The organism is Adlercreutzia sp. DFI.6.23, from assembly GCF_024462535.1.
GTDB classification, from domain to species: domain Bacteria; phylum Actinomycetota; class Coriobacteriia; order Coriobacteriales; family Eggerthellaceae; genus Adlercreutzia; species Adlercreutzia rubneri.
The window spans coordinates 237798-244315 of record NZ_JANGBP010000005.1 but is presented as its reverse complement, the minus strand read 5'-3'; the positions used below and the strand labels follow the sequence as shown (position 1 = coordinate 244315).

The window sequence follows — 6518 nt, the reverse complement described above, 5'->3', positions numbered from 1 at the left end:
TGGTCACGTGTTACTCACCCGTTCGCCACTCTATACACGGCCGAAGCCGTCTTAATCGTTCGACTTGCATGTGTTAAGCACGCCGCCAGCGTTCATCCTGAGCCAGGATCAAACTCTCCGTTCGAACAGCGCCCGGAGGCGCCGTCAGATCGATGTGAGTCTCGATTCTGTTTTAAAACTCTCCGTCGGGGCCTTAGGGCCCCTGACAGGGAAAAAGTTAAAGCTTGCTCTCTCGAATGTCCGTCTGACATCCGAGAAGACGTATTGTCCGTCTCTCGAATTCCATCCTCAGTATCCGGTTGTCAAGGTTCCGCGGGAGGCTTCCCGCCCCGCCGCCCTCGCGAGCGGTGTAAGGAAATACTTTACAGGGACTCGCATCCCCCGTCAAGCGGTTCACGAAATCTCGACAACTTCGCTCTCCCGCTCGACGGGCCGCCCGGACCGCCGGGGGCGCCGCCTTCCGCACTTCCGAAAAAGGCAGCTCGCATATGATACAGCTCCCGGGATTTCGCGCAAGGGGTTTTTTGAAATTTATTAAAACTTTTTGCCCAACTGCACCACGCTGCATCTTCTTATCTCGCAAAAGCCCTGTATAATAGGGATAAATCACCGATCCTAAGGACAAGTTCTATGACTCCCGTTCACCGCAACCCCAACACATCACCGCGTCCTTATCGCTTCTCCAACGGCACACCGCAGCCTTCAGACGCGGCGAAGCCTGACGAAACGGTCGCTGGCCGTGCTGGACGTGAAAATAAATTTGCTTCCAGCGAAGCGGTTCGGAGCGATCTTCCCCAAACGCTCCCCCTTCCTCTTGTCGCCCATGATGCTCTGGAAATCATCGAGGAGGCCGGAGGAGAGGCATGGTGCGTGGGCGGCTTCGTTCGCGACGCTCTGCTCGGGCGACCCATCCACGATGTGGACATCGCGACGAGCCTGCCGTGGCCCGCGGTGCAAGAGGCGTTCCGACGCGCCGGCTGGGGCACCGTGGAAACCGGCGTCGCCCATGGCACTCTCACCGTGGCATGCGAAGGCGAGCCGCTGGAGATCACCACTTACCGCACCGACGGCGTTTACAGCGACGGGCGCCATCCCGACTCCGTGGCTCCGGCTTCCTCTATAGAAGAGGATCTGCAGCGGCGGGACTTCACCATCAACGCCCTGGCCTACCATCCCGCGCGCGGGATCATCGATCCCTTCGGCGGCCTGGACGACATGGAGCGCGGCGTGCTGAGGTGCGTGGGCAATCCGGCGACGCGCTTTTCCGAGGACGCGCTGCGCATCCTGCGAGCCTGTCGCTTCGCCTCCCAGCTCGGCGTGGCCATCGACCCTGCCACCTTCGACGCTATGGTCGCCGGCAAGAGCCTCCTGCGAAAAGTGTCCGGCGAGCGCGTCTACCGTGAGCTGGAGCGCTTCGTCTGCGGCGACTATGTGCACGATGCGCTTATGGCCTGCGTCGATGTACTGGCCTTCGTGCTGCCGGAGCTTGTGGCAATGAAGGGGTGCGCACAGGTGACGAAGTACCATATATACGATGTGCTCGAGCACACCGCCTGGGTGGTGCAGCGCACGCCCCCCGAGCCGCTGCAGCGCTGGAGCGCCCTGTTCCACGACATGGGCAAGCCCGCGGCGGCGTTCTTCGAGGAGACGGACGAGGGGCCGGTGGAGCATTTCTACGGACACGCCGTCATCAGCACGCAACTCGCCTGCGGCATCATGCACCGCCTCCCCTTCCCCGCCTGGCTGCGCCGGGACGTGCCGTCTCTCGTGCGGGCCCACGACGACGTGGTGCCCCCCAATGCCCGAGCCGTGCGCCGCATGCTGGGGCGACTCGGGGGACGCACCGACCTCTTCGCGGCCCTCTGCGATATCAAACGGGCCGACGCCCTGGCCCAGGCGCCGTTCTGCGCTCCCAGAGCCGATACCGCCGACGAGCTGCGCGCCCTTATGGAGCAGATCTTGGAAGATGAGGCCGCGTTCACCGTGAAGCACCTCGCCATCGACGGCCGCGACATCATAGCTCTCGGCGTCCCCGCCGGCCCGGAGGTGGGGCGCCTGCTGGACGCGTGTCTGGACGCCGTCATCGACGAGCGCGTCCCCAACGAGCACGAGGCGCTGCTGGCCTTCGCGGAAGAGCTTCGCAAAGAGGCGTCCTAGGCCAGAAGGTCGGTGACGAGGCGAATGGCGAACAGGACAATGACGACGAGCATGATGGGGCGCAAGATGAGCGCCCCTTTCTTGTCGAAGAAGGTGGAGCCGAGCCAATTGCCGGCGATGTTGAAGGCTGCGGCGGCGAGTCCCAAGGGGATGAGCACCGCACCGTTGACGAGAAACACCGCCAAGGCGGCGACGTTGGTGGCCAGGTTGATCGCCTTGGTAGTGCCGGCGGCCGTGCGAACGTCCTGATGAGCCATCGCGGCGAGCAGCAGCATGAGGATGGCGCCCGTCCCCGGCCCGTAGAACCCGTCGTACACGCCCACCGCCAAAGCGATGAGGGCCGTGGCGGCCAGGGCCCGGCGCGGAGGCAGAGGATGCTCGGCGAAACGGTCGAGGTTCTTGGAACGGAACACGAGGAACGCCACCGGAGGCAGCGCCACGAGCATCACCACGGTGAGCACGGTGGCGTCAGCTAGAAGCGCCAGGTTCGCGCCGATGGCCGAACCGACCAGGCCGCAGGCGACGCCCGCGACAACGAAGCGCTTCACCATGTAACCGAACAACGCATAGCGCACGGTGGCCACCAGCGTGCCCAAGGTGCTGGAGAGCTTGTTGGTGGCGATGGCGGCATGGGGCGGTAGGCCGGCAAAGAAGTAAGCGGGCAGGGAGATGAGGCCTCCCCCGCCGGCGATGGCGTCCACGAAACCGGCGATGAGCGCCAACGGGCACACGATGAGAAACTCCATATCGCCCTTTCTTCCGTGCTCGACCCTGCTCGCTTACCGGGGCCTTCGACCCCCGTCCGTCTTCGCCGCCCCTCGCACCCGCAGATGCAAAAAGAACCGCCCGAGGGCGGCTCGTAAGTTCTTGGTAGCTCCGACCGGATTCGAACCGGCGACCTCCGCCTTGAGAGGGCGGCGTCCTAAACCGCTAGACGACGGAGCCACGTATGCGCTTCATAAAGCCGGGAGGATAGTTGCCTCCCGGCCCGATTTCCCTGGTAGCTCCGACCGGATTCGAACCGGCGACCTCCGCCTTGAGAGGGCGGCGTCCTAAACCGCTAGACGACGGAGCCACATAGCATTCGCGCAAAGAATGGCTGGGGTGGAAGGAGTCGAACCCTCACATACGGCACCAGAAACCGCTGTCCTGCCATTAGACGACACCCCAACGATGCTTCTTTGCTCGTACCGCTAAAGCGGTAAGCGCAAGTGAGTATATTACGGAAGAGACCCGCCTGCGTCAAGCCCCAATTTCGGGAATTTCGAAAATTGCGGAGAGCGGCATTGAGGCGAGGCGGACACCTGACGCAGGTGCTACTCGGGCGTCCGCCAATCGCAGGGATCCGGAGCCGCCAAGCCGCGAATGCCCTCGATGATAATCTCAATGCCGCAGGCGAAAGCTTCGTCCGAATGGGCATCCATAACGATTTCCTCCCATAAGGCAAGATCGTGCTCCGATGATGGAGCGTGCGCGCCTCCAGGGAGGTTGGCAATTGCCCGCTCCTCGATTGCATTGTCGGTAAAACCCGCCAAAAAGGCGTCCACCATGGCCCACGCACGCTTCAGCACGGGCACAGGAATGCCCTGATCCAGATGCAACGCGACAATTTTCTCAGTATGGCGAGCCAGACCTGCATTTCCCGCCCCAGACGTAATCTCAATGGAGGCCAACTCGGGATGGGCCATCTCCTCGACATAGATCGAGGTCATGATACGTCGAAGGGTATCGTCCCAGCGCTCCCCAGGCACAGGGTCGGTATCTATCGTGGCCATGAAGCGCTCGAGCACAGCGGTGAGAACATCGCCACGCGATTCGAAATAGCCATAGATCGCCATCGCGGAGACCCCCAGCTCTCGTCCAAGCGACCGCATGGTGAAAGAAGACAGGCCTTCCCGCTCAATAAGCTCCGTCGCCACGTCGACAATAGCGTCGCGAGAAAGAGGAGGGCGGTTTTCCTGCACTGACCCCCGCGCCATGAACCCTCCCTCCTTGCCATCAAAAAGCATCCACTGTATAAATGAGTATAAACGGGCGACGCACCCGCACTGGATACGCCGCCCCATCAACATTTGAAATCCAGAGCACCCGACTGGCTACAAGGAAGCTCCTGGCCCGTTCTCGGGGTTATGAGGCCAAGCGTGGCAATTGTCGCATTTATTGTCGGTGATTTCCTTGTCCCGGGCATGACAGTTCACGCAGGAGTTGTAGCCACCGTGTATGGAGTTGTGCGGATTAGAGAGACCGTAATCCGCCGTCGTCGCGGCGAGCGCCTCGTGGGAGCCGCCATGGCAAGACAAGCACTGCTCGTCGGACTGGTACAGCCCCTCTCCAGCCGCAGTGTCAATCAGTTCCTCGGTTGCACCTCCTGCAGCCCGATCCGCCTCACCGGAAGGCTGCTGTGGGGCGCAGGCAAAAAGAGCGAATCCCAGAGCAAGGACGCAGGCCGCCACAGCCAGGATCAATACATTCTTTTTCATATCCTACTCCCCCTTCATGGCATGCTCGGCGGCCACATATCCAAAAGTGACGGCGCGACCAATAGATGTTCCGGGAATATGGCGCGGGTAATTCCCCGCGAAGAAGCCACCCGAAACGTTGCCCGTGGCGTACAGGCCGCCGATGGGCTTGTTTTCCGTGTCGAGAACCTGAGCGTTGCCATCGATGGTCAGGCCGCCCACCGTAGCGAGCACGCAGCTATTGGTGGTCAACGCGAAATAGCGTTTGCCCGTGAACGGAATCGCGGCGGATAGATCGCGGTCGAAGTCCTCGTCGACTCCCTTTTCGAAAAACCCGTTGTAGCGCCCGATAGTGATCGACAGGCCCTCGGGGCTCATGCCGCAGGCCGTGGCCAGCTCCTCAGGCGTCTCGCCCTCGAAGAGCCACCCTCTCTCTTTGTAATCCGCGACGGCGGCATCGTCCATGCCACCCATCATGGTCTCGTCGAAAACAGCCCAGCAATTCGCGCCGTAATCGGGCTGGGCGTTCTGCGCATTGGACACCGGCTGGAAGGGAAGGTCCTCGCGTACGAAGCGCTCTCCGTTGCCGTTCACGAGAATGGCAATAGAGATAGCGCCCCAAGCTCGTGAATCATAAAAGGAATCGGGGCTACCCCAGCGGAAGTTCATGACCGGCTGGGGACACGGATCCATCTGGGCTCCCACCTGGATTCCCATCAGGTGGCCGTCTCCAGTGGTGCCCCACCCGGGATTCCACCAACTCGATGACGCATAATCCTCGGGACGGCACCAGGCCTCCATAAGATCGGGGTTGGCGTCGTAGCCTCCCGTGGCCAGAATAACTCCCTTGCGGGCATTCAGCTTGACGTAAGAGCCTTCGGCGTTCCTAGCGATCACACCGGTCACCGACCCCGAGCCCTCCCGCACCAACTGCACGCCAGGCGTTTCAAAGCGAATGTCGAGGTTGTCGTATTGGCTTGCCACCTCCTGCATCTCCAAGCACACGTACATACCCGCATAACCGGGACGAATGCCGGCATCAGGCGGCAGACAGGGGCTATCGCCGAAGCCGAGCTCCGTAGGGATAAGGTCGGTGAGACAGGGCATGCCGCACGTCGAAGGGTATTCCTGAACATGGCTGATAGTAAATCCGTTAGACCCCTTGTCCAGCACGGCCTGCCAGAAATCGGTCACTTCACCGGAACGTCGCACATAAGTGCGTACCGGTTCGGGGCGAATGCGCCAGTAAGCACTCCGGTAGATCTCGTCAAGCAGCAACTGCGGCTGGATATCAAGCCCTTCTTGGCACTTCGCATTCACCGCTCCAAAAGCCTCGAAGCAAGCGCGACCGAAAGTCATCTTCTCGATGCAAACGACATCGGCACCCTCGTCTGCCGCTTTCAGGCTAGCCATGAGGCCGCCGATACCCGCCCCCACCACGACGATGTCGTGATCTTCGGTCGTCGCAATCTGATCGGACGGAATGGCATCGGCAACAAAACCGATAGGACCGCGTGGGCCCGGGCAGGCCGCCTTCTGCACCGGAATCCACGCCGTCTCGTTAGCCAGCTTCGCAATACCCGGGACCGCGCCCTCGGTCTCCTCGGCTACAGCTGCGGGCGTCTGCGCGCCTCCAGCCAGGACGAGGGCTCCTGCCGCCGCGCCCACAACCCCGGCGCCGCGCAGGAAGTCGCGACGTGATACGTTCGTTCCCTCCATAGCTCCTCCTTCGCATCGGGCCCACTTCACGGGCCGCTCATTTTTCGCATAACACCTCGTTACGCGAACTTTACATCGTAAAGTTCGATGCGAGGCAAATCATAACTGCTTTACTTTACATTGTAAAGTATTCAGGAAGAACTTTTCCCCTCGATCGCAGAGCCCCGATGACAGAGCCCCGCC

5 protein-coding genes, 3 tRNA genes and 1 rRNA gene are annotated in these 6518 nt (G+C 61.5%); 1 reads left to right on the top strand and 8 read right to left on the bottom strand.

The window, feature by feature from the left end:
* A 16S ribosomal RNA gene (locus NE591_RS07020) occupies positions 1 to 124 on the bottom strand; the annotation flags it as partial.
* Between the two features lie 746 nt (positions 125 to 870).
* Between NE591_RS07020 and NE591_RS07015 the strand changes: the two genes are divergently transcribed.
* On the top strand, positions 871 to 2157 hold the full coding sequence (locus NE591_RS07015) for an HD domain-containing protein (RefSeq protein ID WP_227070806.1): 1287 nt from the start codon (positions 871 to 873) through the stop codon (positions 2155 to 2157).
* Here NE591_RS07015 and NE591_RS07010 read toward each other — a convergent pair.
* The 7 genes from NE591_RS07010 to NE591_RS06980 all read right to left on the bottom strand — a co-directional run bounded on the left by NE591_RS07010 (position 2154) and on the right by NE591_RS06980 (position 6335).
* The gene (locus NE591_RS07010; RefSeq protein WP_227070807.1) at positions 2154 to 2903 is read right to left on the bottom strand and encodes a TSUP family transporter; all 750 of its coding nucleotides are present in this window, start codon (positions 2901 to 2903) and stop codon (positions 2154 to 2156) included. The two genes, NE591_RS07015 and NE591_RS07010, sit on opposite strands and share 4 nt — an antisense overlap.
* Before the next feature lie 122 nt (positions 2904 to 3025).
* Positions 3026 to 3102 (bottom strand) — tRNA-Glu (locus NE591_RS07005).
* Between the two features lie 53 nt (positions 3103 to 3155).
* Positions 3156 to 3232 (bottom strand) — tRNA-Glu (locus NE591_RS07000).
* 21 nt (positions 3233 to 3253) lie between these two features.
* Positions 3254 to 3327 (bottom strand) — tRNA-Gln (locus NE591_RS06995).
* A gap of 146 nt (positions 3328 to 3473) precedes the next feature.
* Positions 3474 to 4136, bottom strand: a complete 663-nt coding sequence (locus NE591_RS06990; RefSeq protein ID WP_227070448.1) for a TetR/AcrR family transcriptional regulator — start codon at positions 4134 to 4136, stop codon at positions 3474 to 3476.
* Positions 4137 to 4253: 117 nt separating this feature from the next.
* Complete coding sequence (locus NE591_RS06985) at positions 4254 to 4637, bottom strand: cytochrome c3 family protein (RefSeq protein ID WP_227070449.1); 384 nt, start codon at positions 4635 to 4637, stop codon at positions 4254 to 4256.
* 3 nt (positions 4638 to 4640) lie between these two features.
* The gene (locus NE591_RS06980) at positions 4641 to 6335 is read right to left on the bottom strand and encodes an FAD-binding protein (protein WP_117285028.1); all 1695 of its coding nucleotides are present in this window, start codon (positions 6333 to 6335) and stop codon (positions 4641 to 4643) included.
* Positions 6336 to 6518 lie beyond the last annotated feature (183 nt).